General features: G+C 45.5%; 13 protein-coding genes. 4 read left to right on the top strand and 9 right to left on the bottom strand.

What is annotated here, in order from left to right:
* Positions 1–94: 94 nt before the first annotated feature.
* From K9M52_RS11550 to K9M52_RS11535, 4 genes are all read right to left on the bottom strand, one after another.
* Positions 95–883, bottom strand: a complete 789-nt coding sequence (locus K9M52_RS11550; RefSeq protein ID WP_224068586.1) for a hypothetical protein — start codon at positions 881–883, stop codon at positions 95–97.
* Between the two features lie 48 nt (positions 884–931).
* On the bottom strand, positions 932–1825 hold the full coding sequence (locus K9M52_RS11545) for an ABC transporter ATP-binding protein (RefSeq protein WP_224068585.1): 894 nt from the start codon (positions 1823–1825) through the stop codon (positions 932–934).
* 234 nt (positions 1826–2059) lie between these two features.
* Positions 2060–2482: a hypothetical protein gene (locus tag K9M52_RS11540; protein WP_224068584.1), complete on the bottom strand. Its 423-nt coding sequence runs from the start codon at positions 2480–2482 to the stop codon at positions 2060–2062.
* Between the two features lie 118 nt (positions 2483–2600).
* Entirely contained in the window at positions 2601–2912 is a 312-nt protein-coding gene (locus K9M52_RS11535; protein WP_224068583.1) for a hypothetical protein, read from the bottom strand.
* Positions 2913–3033: 121 nt separating this feature from the next.
* Here K9M52_RS11535 and K9M52_RS11530 point away from each other — a divergent pair, with 121 nt between their 5' ends.
* The 4 genes from K9M52_RS11530 to K9M52_RS11515 all read left to right on the top strand — a co-directional run bounded on the left by K9M52_RS11530 (position 3034) and on the right by K9M52_RS11515 (position 7886).
* Positions 3034–3777 carry an electron transfer flavoprotein subunit beta/FixA family protein gene (locus tag K9M52_RS11530; protein ID WP_224068582.1) on the top strand — a complete coding sequence of 248 codons (744 nt, stop codon included), beginning with the start codon at positions 3034–3036 and terminating at the stop codon, positions 3775–3777.
* A 62-nt stretch (positions 3778–3839) separates the two neighbouring features.
* Positions 3840–4799, top strand: a complete 960-nt coding sequence (locus K9M52_RS11525; protein ID WP_224068581.1) for an electron transfer flavoprotein subunit alpha/FixB family protein — start codon at positions 3840–3842, stop codon at positions 4797–4799.
* Between the two features lie 393 nt (positions 4800–5192).
* Complete coding sequence (locus tag K9M52_RS11520; protein ID WP_224068580.1) at positions 5193–7010, top strand: aromatic amino acid hydroxylase; 1818 nt, start codon at positions 5193–5195, stop codon at positions 7008–7010.
* 231 nt (positions 7011–7241) lie between these two features.
* Entirely contained in the window at positions 7242–7886 is a 645-nt protein-coding gene (locus tag K9M52_RS11515; RefSeq protein WP_224068579.1) for a hypothetical protein, read from the top strand.
* A gap of 135 nt (positions 7887–8021) precedes the next feature.
* On the opposite strand, the gene K9M52_RS11510 is transcribed toward K9M52_RS11515, so the two are convergent.
* The 5 genes from K9M52_RS11510 to K9M52_RS11490 form a co-directional block, all read right to left on the bottom strand.
* Positions 8022–9341: an alpha/beta hydrolase family protein gene (locus K9M52_RS11510; protein ID WP_224068578.1), complete on the bottom strand. Its 1320-nt coding sequence runs from the start codon at positions 9339–9341 to the stop codon at positions 8022–8024.
* A 128-nt stretch (positions 9342–9469) separates the two neighbouring features.
* The gene (locus tag K9M52_RS11505) at positions 9470–11983 is read right to left on the bottom strand and encodes a bifunctional UDP-N-acetylmuramoyl-tripeptide:D-alanyl-D-alanine ligase/alanine racemase (protein ID WP_224068577.1); all 2514 of its coding nucleotides are present in this window, start codon (positions 11981–11983) and stop codon (positions 9470–9472) included.
* A 44-nt stretch (positions 11984–12027) separates the two neighbouring features.
* Positions 12028–18195 (bottom strand): alpha-2-macroglobulin family protein, encoded by a 6168-nt coding sequence (locus K9M52_RS11500; protein ID WP_224068576.1) that lies wholly within the window; start codon positions 18193–18195, stop codon positions 12028–12030.
* A gap of 143 nt (positions 18196–18338) precedes the next feature.
* A complete protein-coding gene (locus K9M52_RS11495; RefSeq protein ID WP_224068575.1) occupies positions 18339–18797 on the bottom strand; it encodes a hypothetical protein in 459 nt (152 codons plus the stop codon).
* Between the two features lie 87 nt (positions 18798–18884).
* The gene (locus tag K9M52_RS11490; RefSeq protein ID WP_224068574.1) at positions 18885–20147 is read right to left on the bottom strand and encodes an adenylosuccinate synthase; all 1263 of its coding nucleotides are present in this window, start codon (positions 20145–20147) and stop codon (positions 18885–18887) included.
* Between the last annotated feature and the right edge of the window lie 76 nt (positions 20148–20223).

The following is a 20223-nucleotide window of genomic DNA, read 5'->3' as shown; positions in this document are numbered from 1 at the left end:
TGGAACTGTTGCACAAAAGTTAGCAGAAATTATGCGTATTTTGGCTGTGAAACAGACTAGATCCTGTCCACAGACGCTTCAAAATCAAATCCCGCTATAGATCCTGCATCTTATATTTTTGAAGCGTAAGCCAATAAAAGGCCGTCAGATATAGCACGGTCATAATCAAAAGCCAGGTCAGATCCGGAGGTGTCATCAATTGTTTGGTGACCTGCTTGAAAAACGGCAGGGGAATCAGGTTATCAGCGCTCTTTACAGGTGTATAGCTACCAATACCTCCCAGATAACGATCAGCCAGAAAAGCGATCAGGTTTTTAATGAACCCAATATAAATCAGATAAATAGCGATAGAAAGACCGGATCTTTTCAACAGCGTGCCCAGTAATAGGCCGCCAAGGGTGTAAGTCAGCGCTTGCAGCAGGAAATACAAGATATAAACAGCGCCAGTTAGGCTAAAACTACTTCCGCTGATAAGTCCCGTAACAGATGCAATAATAAATACAAGAATAGTCGACAAGACACTCAGGCAGACTGCCAGCAGGATTTTAGTCAAGGCAAACTCAGATCGCCGCATACCGTCTATAATATTTTGCCGGTGCGTTTTAAAATTATACTCATTGGTAATAAGAATAACCATTAAAAATCCGGGCAAAAAAAGTACGTAACTGCTGACATAGGCAACTGACTGCCATACATCAGGAAATCCAAAGGGATTACCAATGAGCAGATCCAGCCCGCCATGGCTTTGGGCAGAAGTAACGACCTTAAGCTGATAAGTAATATAGTTACTACCGATCAAACAGAGGGCAAACAAGCCCATGAGCCACCAGAAAGTCCGGTAGTTCTTTAATTTCAGCCATTCAATAGATAAATTCTTAAACATATAAAATATTTTAAACAAGGTTTGATGCATTCCCGAAAATGCATGCAACTAATGAGTAATCTCCAGGAACTTGGCTTCCAGGGAGGCACGCTGTAAGGCTAAATGCTCCAGGACGACGCCATGCTCAAAGCAATAACGGTTGATCTCCTCCAGGCTGCTGGTGCCAAGATCGGCATGCAACAGGATCCGGCTTTCCAGGCGGTCCTGGGAAACATAGCCTTTAACACCAGGGAGAATCTCTGCCAACCTTTCCAGGTCCGCAGCACGCAAAGCAATCACATCATCACTTGCCAGGACTTCGCCTACACTGCCGCTTGCCAGCAGTTTCCCATTTTTAATAATGGCCACATGCGTGCAAACCTTTTCTACTTCATCCAGCAAATGACTGGCCATAAGCACCGTTCTGCCTTCCTGTGACAGCCCCTTGATCAGGTTTCTTATTTCTGCGATGCCGTTAGGATCCAGGCCATTAGTCGGCTCATCCAATATGAGCATCTCGGGGTTGCCAAGTAAGGCCGAACCGATTGCAAGCCGCTGTTTCATCCCCAGTGAAAAAGTACTGAACTTACTATGTTTACGCGCCAGGAGCCCTACTCTGTCTAATACGGGATCTATTTCCATCGTGCTGACGCCTTTTATTGCAGCGCTGATTTCCAGATTTTTATAGGCAGACAGATAGGGATAAAAGTTAGGCGTTTCCAGTAATGTGCCGATTCTTTTGCGCGCTGAAACCGGATCTGGCTCCTCCAAAAGTGTAAACTGACCGTTATCAGGGCGGAGTACATCGGTCAAGATCCCCAGCAGTGTCGTCTTTCCGCTACCATTAGGCCCCAAAATACCATAGATACTACCTTTAGGTACATCAAAGGAGACTGCAGCAAGTGCCTGAAGCGTGCCGTAACTTTTGGATAGAGACTGAATCGATAATACATTGTCAGACATGGGCATATAGTTTTCTGATACTAAAGATGCAACAAATACCGCATTATAGCATTTATTTATGATGGACGGTCAAATGGCGGGATACACTCATTTACAGCTATTTGGCATTGACATAATTTGAAACAATTCATTGCAAAAAAAGACTGCCCTGTCTGTATTTTCCTTCGAAAATTGCCATGGGGCAGTCAAGCTTATTTTTAATTTTTAAAGGAGGAAACGCTCCTTACACGCTGACTAAATGATCGTCGTGTTTGCGACTTCTTCCAGGTAGATCTTGGTCATCTGATGAAAATGATTCTGCAGCTGATGTACCGCATGTACGTTGGGATTCTTACGGATATCTTCCCGGTACCAGATCTCTACTTCCGAAAAATCGTTTTCTCTGGGAATAACCAGTCTGAACGCATTCTTTTTGTACTTGATGGCACCGTCCGGCAGAATCTCCCTGTCAAATCCGAAACGCCCCATTTCAGCGTCAGATAAGGCAATCGGAAATACATGATCCATGTCATACCAAAAGTCCTGTTTACCGTTTTCTGTAATAACGCGTGCCATCTTATCATCGGCAGCTACTTCAGCCACAGTCCCTCTTCTTTCCACATCTTCAAATACGGCTATTACAAAATCACCCTGTTTAAGTTCCTGAATTTTAATCATAGCATTTGAATTTAATGTATGCTCAATTTACAACATTTTCTATTCAACTGCGAAATACCTGTGTAAAAACCTTCAAAAAAATGATGGAGAAGCGAAGGGGAATCCATAAAAGCCATGACTAGAAAGTCAGCTCTTCCAAGGCAGACCGCAGTTCATTGTAAGCTCTTTTTTCTCCGGCATTCTTGGCATATTCCATACCCTGCTCATACCAACGGATGGCCATGTTCTCATTTCCTGTCTTTTCCAGAAGTTTGCCTAATTGGTAGTAGGAACCGATATAGCCGGGATCGTCTGACAGAAGAGATTCTAACTGCTGAATGGCCGCGTAGTCCTCCCCTGTTTTCTGGAGCTCAAGCGCCAGCGCATGCCTCAAAAAACTGTCTTTGGGGCTCTCTTCCAGAAGCTTCCGCAATTGTTCCATTCTGTTCATGGAACAAAATTAGGCCTTCTCCCCTGAATATTTACGGAATTCGTAAGCCTAAATTGGAGTTTTGTACTATATTTGAGACCATCATTTTAACATTTTTTATAATAAATAGTTTTATCTCTACATGAAAATTTTAGTTGCGGTAAGCAAAGCACCCGATACAACCGCCAAAATAACCTTTAAAGATAACAACACCGCCTTTAACGAGGACGGTGTTCAGTGGATTGTCAATCCATACGACGAGTGGTATGCATTGGTACGTGCAATAGAATTAAAAGAAGCGGCTCCAGATACAGTAATACACTTGGTGAGTGTGGATGAAAGCGGAGCTGATGTTATTTTGCGCAAGGCGCTGGCGCTGGGTGGCGATGAGGCCATTCGTGTGAACTGTAAGCCTACTGACAGCTTTAGCGTAGCCAGCCAATTGGCGGCTGTAGCTAAGGATGGCGGTTATGACCTGATATTAACCGGTAAGGAAACCATTGACTTTAATGATGGCGCCGTCCCGGGTATGCTGGCAGAATTACTTGAGATCCCCTGTATACCGGTAGCGACCAAATTAACCGTTGAGGGAGACAAAGCCGTTGTCGTGAAAGAAATAGAAGGTGGTGAGCAAACCGAAGAAGTCAGCTTCCCGGTACTGATCAGTTGCGCGAAAGGTATGGCCAAGCAGCGTATGGCTGGCATCCGCAATGTGATTGCCGCCCGCTCCAAAACCATTAAAGTCGTTGAACCTGTACAGGTAGATCAACGCACTGAAACCGTCCGCTTTGAATTACCGCCTGCTAAAACAGGTGTAAAAATGATCGAAGCCGGACAGGAAGCAGAACTGGCACGTCTGCTTCACGAAGAAGCAAAGGTGATCTAACGCTCATTGGGCTCCTTCCTACATTAGTTTATCAATACGAATATCGAATACAAAATAAAACCATGTCAGTTTTAATATATATTGACCATGCAGACGGTCAGATCAAGAAATCAGCGCTGGAAGCGATCAGCTATGGTGCAGCACTTGCAAACAAATTAAATACAACAGCTGAAGGCCTGGTTCTGGGTCATGTGAATGAGGATCTTTCGGCACTTGGCGCCTATGGTGTCAGCACCGTTCATCAGGCAGCTGATGAAGCGTTTGATAAAGCCGATTCACAGGCTCTCTCACAAGTGATAGCCAGTGCAGCCGCGCAGAGCGGTGCAGAAGTGTTAATCTTCGCTGCAAATGCCAATGGTGTGGCGTTAGCTCCCAGAACTGCCGTCCGCCTTAAAGCAGGGCTGGTTAGCTTTGCAGTTGCGCTTCCTGAACTGGAAAACGGATTTACGGTCAAAAAAGTCGTTTTCTCCGGTAAGGCGTTTGCCCATGTAAAAATAAATACGCCTGTTAAGGTGATTACACTGACCGGTAACAGCTATCCTGTAGAAAAGACGGAAGGTACAGCAACGATTACTACGCTGGATCTGCACCCTGCAGCCAGCAAAGTCACCATTACCGGCGTACAAAAAGTAGAGGGAGAAGTCCCGTTGACAGAGGCAGAAATCGTCGTGAGCGGTGGCCGCGGCCTTAAAGGGCCTGAAAACTGGCACCTGGTAACTGACCTGGCGCATGCATTGCATGGTGCCATCGCCTGTAGCCGGCCTGTTGCTGATGACGGTTGGAGACCGCATCATGAACACGTTGGCCAGACTGGTATCCAGATCGCACCTAATCTATATATCGCTATCGGTATTTCAGGTGCCATACAACACCTGGGCGGTGTTAACAGAAGTAAGACAATCGTTGTCGTCAATAAAGACCCCGAGGCGCCTTTCTTCAAGGCGGCTGACTATGGCATTGTGGGTGACGCCTTTGAGGTAATACCGAGGCTGACAGAAGCTGTCAAAGCTTTAAAAAGCTAAAAATTCATAATTGTTTATTGCAAAAGGCAGGGACCAGGTTCCTGCCTTAGGTGTTTTTATGCGCCTGGGCAAATGTCTGCAATCAACCGCAATGCAGTCACAAAACTGACTGACGATTTGCTGTTCAGTAAAATTCAGGTGGCTTTACAAATATGGAAGTATATCATGGCGGATATGCAGAAATGCAGCTGCCGGAAAATTGAGGATTTCTACAGCAGCCTGTATTATGAAAATCCAGATTATATTTTTAAGTCGTATCTGAATGGTGACTTACTATGAGCATTGTCTTTACTTCCGTTCAGGCCCCATTAAACTCTCTGAAGAATATTTTAGCTTACAAACGTTCGTGTTTATAAAATAATTGCTAACTTGCCTTCCGTAAAGAGGACCGGTATGGCATTTTATGATTTTAATAATCCGCAGGTGGCCGGTTTGCCCCCGCATCTCAGGCAATATATTGTGCCACAGCATTATGAAAGGTATACGCCCATTGATCACGCAGTGTGGCGTTATGTAATGCGCCAGAACTACAGCTATCTCAAAACGGTAGCTTATTATCCCTATATCAGGGGGCTGGAAAGAGCCGGACTCAGCATTGAACATATACCGGACCTGCAGACAATGAACGATAATCTCGCAGAAATTGGCTGGGGCGCCGTTGCAGTGGATGGATTTATTCCGCCTGCTATTTTTATGGAATTTCAGGAATATAAAGTCTTGGTCATCGCTGCGGACATCCGGCAGCTGGAACATATCGCATACACGCCTACACCCGATATTATCCATGAATCCGCAGGACATGCCCCCATCATTGCGGATCCCGATTATAATAACTATTTGAGCTATTTCGGAGCCATTGGCGCTAAAGCATTATTCTCTTCGAAGGATTATGAGCTGTACGATGCCATTCGCGCTTTATCTATTCTTAAGGAAATACCCGGAACGGTTCCTGATAAAATAACCGCAGCTGAAAAACACCTGGACGACTGTTTCAACAACCTGGGCGACCCTTCGGAAATGGCTATGTTAAGCAGACTACACTGGTGGTCTGTAGAATATGGACTTATAGGCACGCTGGAAAACCCAAAGATTTATGGGGCCGGATTACTATCGTCTATTGGCGAAAGCGTGAGTTGTATGCAGCCGGAGGTAACAAAAAGATGGTATACATTAGCGGCTGCGGACCAGGCATATGATATTACCAAAGCGCAGCCACAGCTATTTGTGACCCCTACCTTTCAAAATTTAATCGATGTTTTGGAGGCGTTTGCAGATACGATGGCCTTCAGGGTGGGAGGCCTGGACAGTCTGATAAAAGCCATAGAAAGCAAGAATATCGCTACTGCGGTGTATAGCTCCGGGTTACAAGTCAGTGGCATCTTCACCGAAGCCTGGCCATCTGATATTCCGCAAAAAGAAAATCCTGTCCCACAGCCTGCTTTCATACGCCTGGCTGGTCCGACCTCCCTTTCCTATAAAGATCAAGAACTGGAAGGACATGGGACTGTTACCCATGCAGACGGCTTTAGTTCGCCCGTAGGCAGGATCAAAAATTTAAACCTGCCCCTGGAAGACGCAGATGAGGCGGCGTTGCGTCAACTGGGCATCTTTCAGGGCAATAAAGCCTGCCTTTTCTTTGAAAGTGGTGTTGAGGTAAGTGGTGAAGTCAGGGGTATTACGAAAAGAGAGGGAAAAAACCTGCTGATTCATTTTGCGGACTGTTCTGTAACGCACCGCCCGACGGGTAAAGTATTATTTAAACCTGAATGGGGCAATTACGACATGGCAGTCGGCGAGAAAATCATTTCTGTATATAACGGCCATGCAGATAAGAAGAATTATCCACTGGATGTCGCACCTGTTTCTGATGAGCCTAAGATTACCTACGACGCCAAAACCATTGAAAAACAGAAGCTGTATGGTCAAATCCGGTCAATAAGGACACAAAAAGGCGATTTAGGGTTATTGCCAGTTATCTGGGAAAAACTCAAGACTGAGCACCCGGAAGACTGGCTGGGACCGATGGAAATCCTGGAGCTCATGCTCCATAATGGCGTATTTTCAGATGAAGCATCGGCCATAAGAGGATATTTAGAGCAGAAGGCAGGACAGGATCCCGAACTCGCCAACCTGATAGCAGACGGGCTCCGTCTGATCGACGCATCAGACATCAGTCTGTATGTACATCGGGAACCGGCTCCGAAACACTAAAAGTTATCCCTGCTACACATACAGAGCGCTAAGTACAATTCCACATATGTCAACGCTCCTCATCCTTACCGGATGGGGAGTTTTTTTATGCTCTTTTCATTTCATTCAGATGTCTGGCACCCAGGTAATGCACATCCTGTGCGAAACCTGTTTGTCAGAGTCCTCAAAATTGTTTTAATTTCACAGGGCAGAATGTTGTTCCACCATCTTTTTAACCTAAAACCTGGCAATATGGAAACAAATGCGCACAAAGAGCACTTAAAGGATTTTCAGGAATCCAAGGACGCTGCAAAAAAATTTCTTGCCGAAGGCTTCGGGCCGCTCATTAAAAAAGTATTTTTTCAACCGCTGGAACTTAATCAGGAATTTAAACAACCGGATGCACAGGTAAAGACCACGGTTCTTGTTTTGCTGACGGGTATCTTATTCACATTTCTACCCTATTTGCTGGTCGGCTCTGCCAGAAGATTTCTGGGCTTCAGGTTCTTCTTACAGATCGGGATCGCGGTTATGATCGCATTGATCTTTATTGGACTGCTGACCTGGTGTATAAAAAAAATCCACCATAAGCAAGTGGAGTTCCAGAATGAACTCCTGACCGGGGCCTTATGTGCGTTGCCACTGATTGTTTTGCTCATTGTCATCTGCCTGTTGCAGCTGTTTTTTTCAGGACATAATTACCTAGGTGGATTCAGTTCCTTTTTCAGCGGCAGCTGGTCAACCATATTTAGTGTATATGCCTTCTTCCTGATGATTACCATCTGTTTCCAAAGCCTGCGCAGCGTATTTATCAAGGCAAATACAGCCTGGTATCTGTCGCCCGCAATTGTGATGTTGGGATTCTATATGGCGATTAAAATAGTTCAGTGGGCGTAAGCCCATTTAATGTTTAATACTTCCATGCTTCCGGAATATTCAGCTATATCTATCTGCCCGGCTATTTCCTAAAACAGGATTATAGTCCGGGCAGTTTAATAAGTAAACGTCTGGCCTGTTAAGCGCCATCTTTGATCACTGTAGCTGAATACTGATCTTAGCCGGGAAGACCCTGGCAGAATCGCCAAACAAGCCGCAGCTTTCGGCCATATATTTCTTATCAATCGGTACCTTTGCGTTAAATACCTCTTTCTTATTCAGATAAACGGTAACCTTCTTTTTCAAGTTGATATAATGTTGGTCTAAGAAAATGCCTATCTTTCCCCGCCGGATACTTTCTCTCTGATCCAATTCGGGTGTGGTTAAATACGCAGAAATAAAGATCTTATTATGCTTACGGTCAAATACAATAGTAAAACCAGATCTGTCAAACCTATCCCATTCTTTAGTTCCCAAATCTGATTCAATGGCTATATTATAGAACCCCGACCGGTACCTGCCATCCATCGGATAGCGTATCCAGCTAACCTCCAGGGGATATGGATTTCTGATGAATTGCTTAAGCCAGGGTGTTGTAACCGTATAATCAATATGGTGGCCCCTGCCCGGCTGGAGTTCAATTTTATGGATGAAAAAGCCCGGATTCAGATGTGCTAAACTGTCAAAAGCAGTTTTGGCACGGAGTGTTAAACTATTTCTGCCGAAGCCGCTATCCAGACTGCCCGTCTGCAGAGAGAAGGCAATATTTCTAAAATTCTCTACAGGAGCATTCTGCAGAGGCTCACCACCAGCCATTGGTCCGGCACCTGCCAGATAATCGGCATAAAACGCACCGAGGCGCTGGCTGCCATAACCTCCTTCAGAGATACCCAGCACATAGATCCGGTTAGGATCAACCTTACCGCTGGCAACCGAAGACCTAAATAATCTTTCCCACGCATATTGCTCGGCTTTATACCACCATCTGTATCTTTTTTCAGTAGGTATCTGAGGGATAAAATAATAACTGGGTCCATCATTATATCTGAGGCACCATTTCAATGTTGCCGCAAACTCATGGTCCCTGGGCCCGGATCCGTGTAATGCTAAATATAACGGCAACGGCTGATTTAGCGTTTGCCCGCTATCCTTTAAAAAATAGTAAAAAGGCATGGGGTCTTCCTTGATCAGATTCCAATGGTTGACCGGAAACACCTGAGCAGATGCGTTGACCGGCACGGCAAGCGGTGTTTCGCTCGAGACCACGCCCCTGTATAGTTGCCAAATCTCAGCCCTTATCTTCGGTATATCCTTGATCCTGATTGTATGGCGCCCCTCAAAAGGCATCAATATACTATCTGTTTCGGTTTGATGAAGGCGCGCTAAAAAATAAGCACGCACATCCTTATTGAAATGTTCAGGCGTACGCTGTGAATAGCCGACACTGGAACAAAAAATAATAAATATTGACGCCATTATTGACTTTATGGCCGCTGGCATTCGCCCTGACGGATAACGACGAGCTATATAAAACATTGCATCATGATTTACGCCAAATATAGCCTCCATTTTTCTCTTTACAATAAAACAGGACCTGGTAAAAGCTAATCCTCTACATAAATCCGGTTGATCCGCTGGCCAATTGAAGTAAAAATCTCGTAGCTGCTGGTGCCGCTGGCAGCCGCCATTTGCTGTACCGGCAAATGCGGTCCAAAAATTTCCACCTCATCACCTTCTCTGGCTGCAGCAACAGCAGAGATATCCACCATGGTCATGTCCATACAGACATTCCCGATAACCGGGCAGATCTTGTCATGCAACCAGACCTGTCCCCTACCATTGCCAAGCATCCGGCTAAAGCCATCCGCATAACCGATCCTGATCGTTGCGACCCGGGTCTTTTTATCCACCTTACCCATTCTGTTGTAGCCGACAGTTTCTCCCGGTGCCAATTCCTTTATCTGGGCGATAGTGGCTTTCAGTGTCGCAACAGTCCTAAGAGGAAGATCTTCATGGGTCGTATTGATACCATATAGCCCAATACCCAGACGTACCATATCCAGCTGGAACTGGGGGAACCTAGCTATAGCAGCAGAATTGGCAATATGCCGTATAAATGTATATCCAAGAGCAGTTTCCAGTATCTCACAGCCCTCTATCAGCAGACTCCCCTGTCGCAAACTGAAATGGTCGTCATGCTCATCCTCACTACTGGTAAAATGACTGAAGACCGATTTTACGTAGACGGTGCGCTGCTGGCTGAGCTGTTCTGCGAGGCTCGCTACTTCAGCCGGGTCAAAGCCCAGGCGATGCATGCCGGTATCCAGTTTAATATGGATCGGATACTGGCTGAGTCCCTGACTGTTTAAAAAATGGATAAACTGATTCAAGAGTCTAAAAGAATAGATCTCTGGTTCCAGCCCGTGTGCGACCAGGGTTTCAAAACCATACTCATCCATATTCATAACCATAACAGGCACGGTGATTCCCCCATTCCTGAGCGCTACTCCTTCGTCAGCATAAGCAACTGCCAGATAGTCAATATTGTGATACTGAAGTACGCTGGCCATTTCCAACAGGCCACTCCCGTAAGCAAAGGCTTTAACCATGGCCATCATTTTGACATTTGGGTGTAAAAGCGAGCGGTATATTTTCTGATTATGAACAATAGCCGTCAGATTGATCTCAAGCCGGGTTTGATGCACTTTCTCCCGTAACAGATAAAAGATCGCTTCAAATCCGAAGGCCCGGGCCCCCTTGAGTAAAATTGCCTCGTCCTTGAACTGCCCCGGCTGAAACCCTGCTGTAAAAGCTGTTGTGCTGCCATACTGCTCCAGTACCGGTACATTTAAATGTTCCGCGAACTTTTGCCACTCCGGTCCAATGGTAATTAATCGATGCACATGCTTATTGTGGATGAGTGCCGCCATCTCTTCATAAGCAAAAGCGTTGTCTTGCCCATGCAATCCTGGTATATCGGATAAGATCAATGTCTTAGAGGGTAACTGTTGGTTTAATAAATCCAGCGCGACCTGCAGGGAGTTCTGATCCAGGCTATAACTGTCATTAATCACGCTACAATGATTAATGGCGGGTAAAACCTGTAATCGCATATCTATTACCGGTAAATTGCTGGCTTTCTCATTAAAGGCCGCTGCCGGCATGCCCAAATAAGTTATTACTGCCTGACAGATGCTGGCGTTCTGTATCGCTGCCTGATCGGTAAATGGAATTGTATAACGGGCCTGCTTGTGCTGACCGTCAGTTACTTTGATCAGTGTAGCCATCTCAGTTGTATGGGTCTGCTCATTGACCGTAGCGCTGAGTAACACCAAGTCGGCATCTGTATCATGACCGATACGCTTGAGGCGAATGGGCGAACCTTTAAACTGACGTTCCATTTCGTCATGGATCCAATCTTTCTCTGCTGTATAAAAAATAATCTGTGCTTTTTTAAACAACAGCAATTTTTCCCGGAGCTTCTCTTTCTTGTTGTTAAACCCGCTGTCATGGGCATTACCTATATTGGTCAGTATGCCAATCGTAGGCGCGATTACTGGTTGCAGGTACTGCATTTCCCTTACAGTCGATATTCCAGCTTCAAATATCCCAAGCTGATCTTCATCAGACATCTCCCAAACACTTAAAGGAACGCCGATTTGAGAATTAAAACTCCTGGGACTGCGTACAATCTTGAATCTGTCTTCCAGCAGAAAATTTAGCCACTCCTTTACGATCGTCTTCCCGTTGCTACCTGTAATGCCAATAACGGGGTAAGTAAAACGATTTCTATGGTAGGTGGCCAATTGTTGCAAGGCAAGGGTTGTATCGGTAACGACCAGCAGGTTTGCATCCGGCAATGCCTGCCGGTCATCAGGCGGCTGGTGTAATATAAAATTTCTTACACCTGCATCATAGGCTTGTTGTATAAAATTTTGCCCGTCTCTTGTAGCCGTTGTCAATGCAAAAAACAGCGAACTGGCCGCAAAACTTATTTTGCGGCTATCAGTCGCTAAATGTTCAATTCTATCTCCCTGTCGCTGTATATAAGTCTCGTCACCCAGAAGAATGCCCTTCTCCGATAATACCACTGTTACCTCTCCCAATGAATATCCCATTTGTATCTATATTTCAATTTTTAACGCTATCCTGTATATATGCCTTATTGTTCCGACCGGATCCGGATACCTTCAGTATGTGTTGCAAATTCAGGCGAATAGAAAGACTCCATCGTCGCCGTACCTGCTTCGAAGCTGCCCGCATGACTGATATGTACCGGATATTCTATCACATACGATCCTTTTGCGATATGGTCAAAATACAGATCTGTTGTCAGATCACCGACAGTCTGATAATAAGAAAGTCCGTCGTTAAATTGATACCCGCTAATGGTCTGATCCGGCTGTACGCCGGCCGCGCGCATTTCACGCAGGTGAACATAATCCATATCTCTGTCCAGGTTGATCGTTAATCTGGATACAAGCTTATCGCCAACATGCAGCACATCTGCTGCTTTCACAGCCACCAGCCGCGTACCGCCATTGGTACTGATTTCTCTGTACAAACCTTTCTGCAAACTGATTCCCGGAGCTTTATCCGCCGCTTCGACGGAACTCATAGCGCTGATATATTGCCAGTACAAAGCTCCGTATGCCGGAACAGCAGTTTGACCACCAACGCCTTTTACATCTACTGTCACTTTGCCCATGGACGGTTGTATATCTTTAGCGTTGACGGCATACCTCATATAACCGGTTCCCGTTTGCTGCCTGAGATCCAGTTTTTTATTCCCCAGTTTGACATCAATGGATCTATCAGCGGTGAAATTTTCGGGAGCGGCATCAATCATGGCCACACAGGCATCTATTGTTGTCGTAGTGGACGGCCAGCGGTTTACCTGTTTTTGACCAATCAGATAACGCATCATTTCATCGACATAGGATTGCCATTCAGGATGAGCGGCTTTAGCACCGGTCTCTGTGAGCAGGCTAATAGCCAATGCATGTGCCCGCAACGGATTCTCATACCAGTTATAGTAACGGGTATCCTTTTTCCAGTATATGCCAATGTTTTTATCTCGGACTGTTCTGTCCAGCAGCGATTGCATGATTGTATTCACCGCAAACGCTTTATCGCCCATCCTATACTGTGTTGCTGCAATCATTAACTGCAGATATACCGACCTGCTCTGCCAGTTTTTTTTCTCCTGCCCGAGGAAGAATTTTTGCATCTCGTTCAACTGACCGGTTTCCGGATTCAGGCTGACCGCATAAAGATACTGAATTTCACGGCTGCCTATCGGATAGGTCGTATCCGGTTTATCTCCGTTTTTCATTGCAGCAATAGCTTGTATTTTCTTTGTATGCCACTGTTCATATTCCATCGTATAATAGCCATTCAAATACTGACTTGCGTCACCTGCTATTTTTGATAACGGAATCGCTAAAGAAGGGTCCTTTAATTTGTCGCGCATGAGCTGATGGATGCCAGTTAGTATATTTTGCGTAGAAGTAATATCCGTACGACCACCGGAAAACCAACTAAACCCACCGTTATCATCCTGTAAGCTGAGCAGTTGGGTTACAAGTACGCGTTGGCCGGAATCCAGTGCCCGTTTATTTAAAAAACGCACGAGCGCTTTATGTTGAGCCGTTTCATCGCGGGCATCCATGACCCAAGGTGTCTGTTGCAGAAGAACCGATTTTAAATGTGGGTTTTTCTCCAGCGCCGACAATAACGCGTCTCTATTCTCTGCTGCTGTATCTGTGGACCACTGCCCGATCACTTTTGTAATAGCCGGATAGGTCCTCATCACGTAAGCCCCCATGGCATCTGCATAGAGTTTGTTTAGTACATCCATACCATTTGGCTTTTCTCCGATCTGTATATCGGGTAACGCCGTGACCACATTCCAGATCGGGTTAGTCGTCAGTTCCAATACCAGCTGTTTGCTTTCCTTATCTTTGCCTGTCAAAGAAAGTAGTTTATCCAATGTAAAGGTCTTCTCGCCATCCCCTTTTAGATAGATCGGCAACGTTTCTGTGACCTGCATCTTATTTGTCAACACCGGTATCATGTTTTTTTCGGCATCACGGTATTCACCCCCTTTTGCCTGAACGGTCATATTAACCGGTCCGGTAAAGTCCGCCGGTTGCATGATATCAAAGCGGACAGTAGCGGTACCGTCTGCCTGAACCGTCACACTTTTATCAGTATTATCACTTCCCACCCAATTGAGTTTCTGCCCGGTAACGGGATCTTCTATAACCAGACTGACTTTGCTGTTGATGGCCTCTTTACTCAGGTTAACAACCTTTGCAGACAAGGTCCAATGATCTCCATTTCTGACAAAGCGTGGCAGATTCGGAACGACCATTAACGTCTTCTGGGTAACAACCTTCTTCTCGCTCTTAACCATATGCAGCTCTTTATCATAGGCCAGATTCATCCACTTCCACTTCGTCAGTGCATCGGGCATCTGAAAGTCAATGGTATAATTTCCCTCACTGTCACTGTGTACCTCCGGGAAGAAAAAAGCTGTTTCCCTGAAGTCACTGCGGACCGGCCCTGAAAATGAGTTATCGACAACCTTTACACCTGCAGTTAACGACTCCCTGGAAACAGATTCTTTTTCCTTGGCCTGCTGAGCGGCATAACCCATCACGACGACTTCATCCATCTGTGCAGCAGGGCTATTGACCGCAACGCCTCTAATACGACCGGCCAGCACCGGACGAACACCCCGCAGCATAATTCCGTGTGTCATTCTGCCCAATAACTGATCGTAAATAAAGCTATCATAAGTTTTAACAGAGGTGTAATTCCTTTTGAAAACATTATTTGATCTGGAATTCGCAACGCTGAACATCTGACCGGTTTGCCAATAGCCGGGGTAAACCCTGTTGCCGTTATCCATACCAGGTAGAGACCAGTTATGCATGGTAAACTGATCCAGCGAAGCATCATACATAGATGACAGTAATTCCATATCCTTTAAACGCTCTTTCCCTTTATTAATATGCAATGTCCAGTGTTCCTTGCTTCCGGGTTCTGTCTTATCCCTGAAACTTTCGTAGACGATCTCCGGCAGGCTAGCCGTGTCCTTCAGGTGCACACTCAAATTACCGGTATACTGCCTGCTATCCCGTACAAACACATAATTCAATGCAGCACCATGTACTTCTTTTTCTGTCAAACTCAATGGTAATAATACCGGTTTCTCCCCTATTGTTAAATGGCCATAGCGCTGTACCTGCTTGTTTTGGGGCATTCTTGTCGTTGAATAGATAACATATTGTTCCCCGGCAGAACTCGCCAGTGTAATCCCAGACTGTTCTCCGGGCAGCAGCTCAGTCTGGCCGGGATCTGACCAGTTATATTCCGGAGCGACTAAAGGGGTTTTAGCATTATATAAATAGACATACTTACGGTCTTTAATGGTCTGCCCGTGAATACCCGGCGCTTCGGAAGTAATTTCATACCACCCCGGTCCTATTTTCTTATTCAGCCCTATTTTACCCGTCCTATTGGTCGTTACCTGCTCATTATAAACGACAGCATCTCTTTTCCAAAAATCCTTGTTTGCCTCATCCATATAAGGGTCGTTCGGAAAATCCTGTACAAAAGAAGCTGAGTCAATAACGGCGAGATCAGGGACTTGCCAGAGCCGTGCTCTCAGGAGACGCCGGGGTGCCTGTAATTTCGTAATACGTAATGAGACCTGTTGGGGGATGAACTGACCACCAGCCGTTGTACTTACCAGATTGAGCGTATCCAAAAGGTCCCCAGGCGTATCTTCCGGTACGCCTACGGACAAATTAAACGGCTGTGAACCTACGACGATCAAAGTACTGGCCTCCCGTGTCTCCCCATTCTGATCTGTACTGGTGGCTGCCACCGTATAGTGATAATTCGGCATTAACCGGCTCCAGTTTTTTTCTCCTTCAAGCGCTTTGAATGTGAATTCAAAATGCCCTTTATCGTCCGTTATGACAGTCCCGTGTGCGATAGGGCTGGGGGAAACATTGGGCACATACCGGTACCAGCTATAAGGGAAATATATATTTCGGGTCACGAGAATGTTGACTTTGGCACCAGAAATCGGGTAGCCGCTATAAGCCATTGCCTGCCCTTTAACGGTTACACTGTCCCCCAGGGCCACCGCCGCCTTCAAGGTATCGAAATTGACAACATATGTAGGTCTTTTGTATGCTTCGACCTGAAAATATTGCCTTCCCTGAAAATCTTCAGCACCCAACGCATAGCTGCCGGGCAGGCGGCCCGCGGGCAGTGTGAAATTCCCCGACAATGCCCCGTAATCATTGAGCGTCAGAGACACGGAATCCACTTTCTGGCCATTCGCATCGTATAAATAGATCTTATGGGGCCGCTCGTCCTTCAGCAGTTTGCGGCCACGGACGTCTGGATACATAATTGTAGCGATTCCTTTAAAAAATAGCTGTTGACCCGGGCGATAGATACTTCGGTCTAAATAGAACAGCCAGCTTTTCTGCGCTTCGCTCTCTTCATCGTTATTACGATAACGGTAAACCTGATAAAAGGAAGCGTTTGAAGTCAGAGAATCTTCATCATAAACGGCCATAACCGAAAAGCTTCCATTATTCTCTTTACGCATGGTCACGCGTCCATCTTTGTCGGTACGCATGCTCGTATTAAGAAGATACTTATAACGGTCTTTTTTCCAGATTTTATCATAAAAATGAACCTCCACACCATTAAGTGGCCGGCCTGTTTTTCGATCGACAAAGAACATGTCGGCGCCCTGGCTCACATATGCCAGCCTGGAAACATTAAAATTCACTGCTGTAAGGGTGCTGTCCGTATGAAAGTCAGGGCTTGCACTCACTAGTAATAAATAGCCTCCCTTGCCCAGTGCCGGAATCTTTATCTCTACAGCATGCTGCTGGTGGTCGCCGGTCGCCGGAAGTGCCTGAGAAAAACGCTTCAGAGGTGTCCTGTTCACCAGAACTTTCCAGAGACTATCCGTCAAATCCAGGCTTTCCAGAGATACCGGCACTTGAAGTATGCTAAAATAAAGCTTAGAAACGTTACTGAATTTAACCAGTGCGCGCATCGGTTCATCAGGCGTATTCACAGATTCCATTTCCAGGTTAATTGCCGGCTCGAGTATCCTGTTTTTAAGATTCAAAAGACCGGCAGCACCCGGACTCAACTTATTTTTATTTTTAGTACCGGATGAAGCTTCAAGCGCCTGATCCAGTCTGGATTGGAACCGCTCAATAATCTTGAGCGCGCTGACATAATCATACCGGTGGGCAGTATCTTCAGCTGCGTTATAATTGCTGGCATCATCTGCGTATGTGTCAGCCAGCTGGAAAGCCCCGTAAAGCGCGGCGTCGGTACCCTCATATGCTTTAATGGCCTTCTCAAGCGCCGACCTGTATTCATCTTTGTATTTATCGCGCGCCTGTTCGGTCAATACGTCATGTGCCCAATCCAGCCTCTCCAGATCAAGATCCGCTAAAGCTATGGGCTCTTTATCTTTGAGGTGAAAGGCTATCAGGGCCTGATAATATCTTAATTGTATCCATGTACTATTCAAAGAGTCACTGGCCTCCGGCTGTATAAATTTGTGCGTCGCAAACGCGGCAGCTCCGGCCAGTATCTGTGGGTCCTCTAAGACATAACCGGGCTCAGAGGCGCTTTCACCGGCCAGACCGGAATGATAATACGCTATGGCATCATGCATGATAAGGTCATAAAGGGTCGGTCTTAATAAAGGGGTGTTACCTTTCTTGATAATGGCATCATATTTCTTGTTAGGGCTTTGTTGTAATAAAGCAGCAGGTGCCAGGGCCCTGGTATATAAATCATGTATTTTGATCTGAAAATCTGCCGTTGTCCAATAAGCGATCCTGGTTTCATCCGGTGGCCCTCCCTGAATAACCGTTCTACTCACGATCTTACGGCGATCCCCGTTATAGATGGCTATTAATAGTCTGGCTTTCAAAACGGTCAGCAGGCTCCTTTCCACAGCGCCATCCGCTGCCTTTATTAATGAATCTATAAAAAGCATATAATGGCCGGGATCCTCATCTTGTATGGTTTGTTGCAAGGACAGACGATAGACCGAGGCCCGGATCAGCTCATCGCTTTGATGTTGCTTTCTGGCAATGGCAGTGATCGTATCCAGTAAGCTAAGGGCCGCCCTGGGTTGGTTTGCCGTGTTGATCAGCGTATCAGCCCGGAGCCAGAGTCCATCCAGAGAGGTCTTCTGTTGGGACCATGCACGGGAAAAAGTCAAGGATAAGGCTAAAATCAGGAAGAGGTTACCGGCTGTTTTTTTCATCTGAGTTGGTTTTTATCAGGATAAAGGTAATTTTTCTTTGAGATGCAAAAAAACCGGATATTACATAAATTAAAAAAGGCATTAAATTATAACGTATATATAATTTAATGCCTTTCTATTATTTCAGGAGATTCTTATCCTAATTAAAAGTCATCTTCCTCATCAAAATCATCATTAAAGAGATCCAGATTACCGAAGTCATCATCCTCAAACTTAAAGTCGTCATCCTCATCCAGCTTGCCTTTCTTTTTACCACCGGCAGACTTTTTGGCACTTTTGGATTTAGGAATATCAAACTCTTCAAAATCAGGGTCCCAGTCGTCTTCCTGATCTGCCGAGTTCCAGTCATCTTCCACCTCAAAATCGTCGTCTTCTTCATCCTCGTCTTCATCTTTAGAGGCCTTAGAAGATTTTTTTGAGCCAGGTTTGCTTTTCCCTTTCTTTTCGTCAGCGTCAAAAAAGGCCAGATCCTCATCCAGTTCATCCTCCTCATCCATATCCTGGTCTTTTTTTGCTTTAGATCCTGCATTCACTTTTTTAGGACCCTCTACTTTTTTAGCAGGCTGCTTTTTGTTAGCGCCCTTGTCAGATTTTGTTGCCATAATTCATCAAGATTTCTACTGTAAAATTTCAACGAGATTTCCAATCAAACAAATTTTTTTTCAATTATTTTTTTGGGTTAAATTTTTCTACAGAGCAATGATCTGATCCCTGCCCGGGCCATTGGACACATACTTGATGGGTGCACCCAAATAATCATTGATAAAACGGATATAAGCATCCATATCACCTGGGAGCTGCGCTGCCTCTCTGATAGCGGTTGTATCTGTGTTCCATCCTTTAAAACTCTGATATTCAGGAGCCAACGGCGATTTCTCCATCTGCAATGGAACCTGACGGGTGCTTTCGCCATTAATATTGTAAGACAAGCAAACATCCAGGTTTTCAAATTTATCCAGTACATCTGCCTTTGTCATAACTACCTGAGTGACGCCATTGATCATGCAGGCATATTTCAAGGCCACCAGGTCAATCCAGCCACAACGACGCGGCCGGCCAGTAGTCGCACCAAATTCTCCACCGGTCTGCCGTAGTTTTTCACCGGTTTCATTCTCCAGTTCGGTAGGGAAAGGTCCGCTACCGACTCTTGTACAATAAGACTTGGTCACTCCTAATACGTCTTTGATCTTTTGCGGTGCCACACCCAGACCGGTACATACGCCAGCAGAAATCGTATTGGAAGATGTCACGTAAGGATAGGTACCGAAGTCGATATCCAGCATTGCTGCCTGGGCGCCTTCCGCCAACACCTTTTTGCCGGCGCTGATCTCATCATTGATATAATATTCAGAATTAATGATCTTAAAGGAGCGCAATGCTTCTATCGCTTCGAAAAACTCATCTTCCCACGCTGAAATGTCCTCAGAGAAATTAAAAGTATCCAGCAAGCGCTGATGTTTAAGACGTAACTTAATGTACTGTGACGTAAAATTTTTATTTAGCAGGTCACCTACACGCAGGGCATTGCGACCGGTCTTGTCCATATAAGCAGGTCCGATGCCCTTCAGGGTGGACCCGATTTTGCCTTCTCCTTTCTGCAGCTCAGAGGCCTTATCCAGGGCCCTGTGGGTTGGCAAGATCAAATTGGTACGATGGGATAAAAACAGGTTTTTCTTTACATCAATGCCGAAGCTCTCAACAGTAGCACATTCTTTTTGTAAGATGACCGGATCCAGCACTACGCCGCCGCCGATGATATTTTGAGCGCCCTGATGAAAAATACCGGATGGGATCTGATGCAGTACGACCTTCTTACCTTCGACATACAATGTATGACCGGCGTTAGGCCCGCCCTGGAACCTGGCAACAATATCGTAATTAGGTGCAAAGTAATCAACTATTTTTCCTTTTCCTTCGTCGCCCCATTGCAGGCCGAGAATAACATCTACCATTATTTGTTTAAATTGATTAAAAAGCAAATGTAAGTCTGATATTTTAAAATCAGCATTTAATTTTTCAGCTTTTTTT

Origin of the sequence: Arachidicoccus terrestris (genome assembly GCF_020042345.1) — a bacterium.
In the GTDB taxonomy this organism is placed as follows: Bacteria; Bacteroidota; Bacteroidia; order Chitinophagales; family Chitinophagaceae; genus Arachidicoccus; species Arachidicoccus terrestris.
Note: the sequence above shows the minus strand (reverse complement) of the source record. Positions and strands in the feature narration are given on the sequence as shown.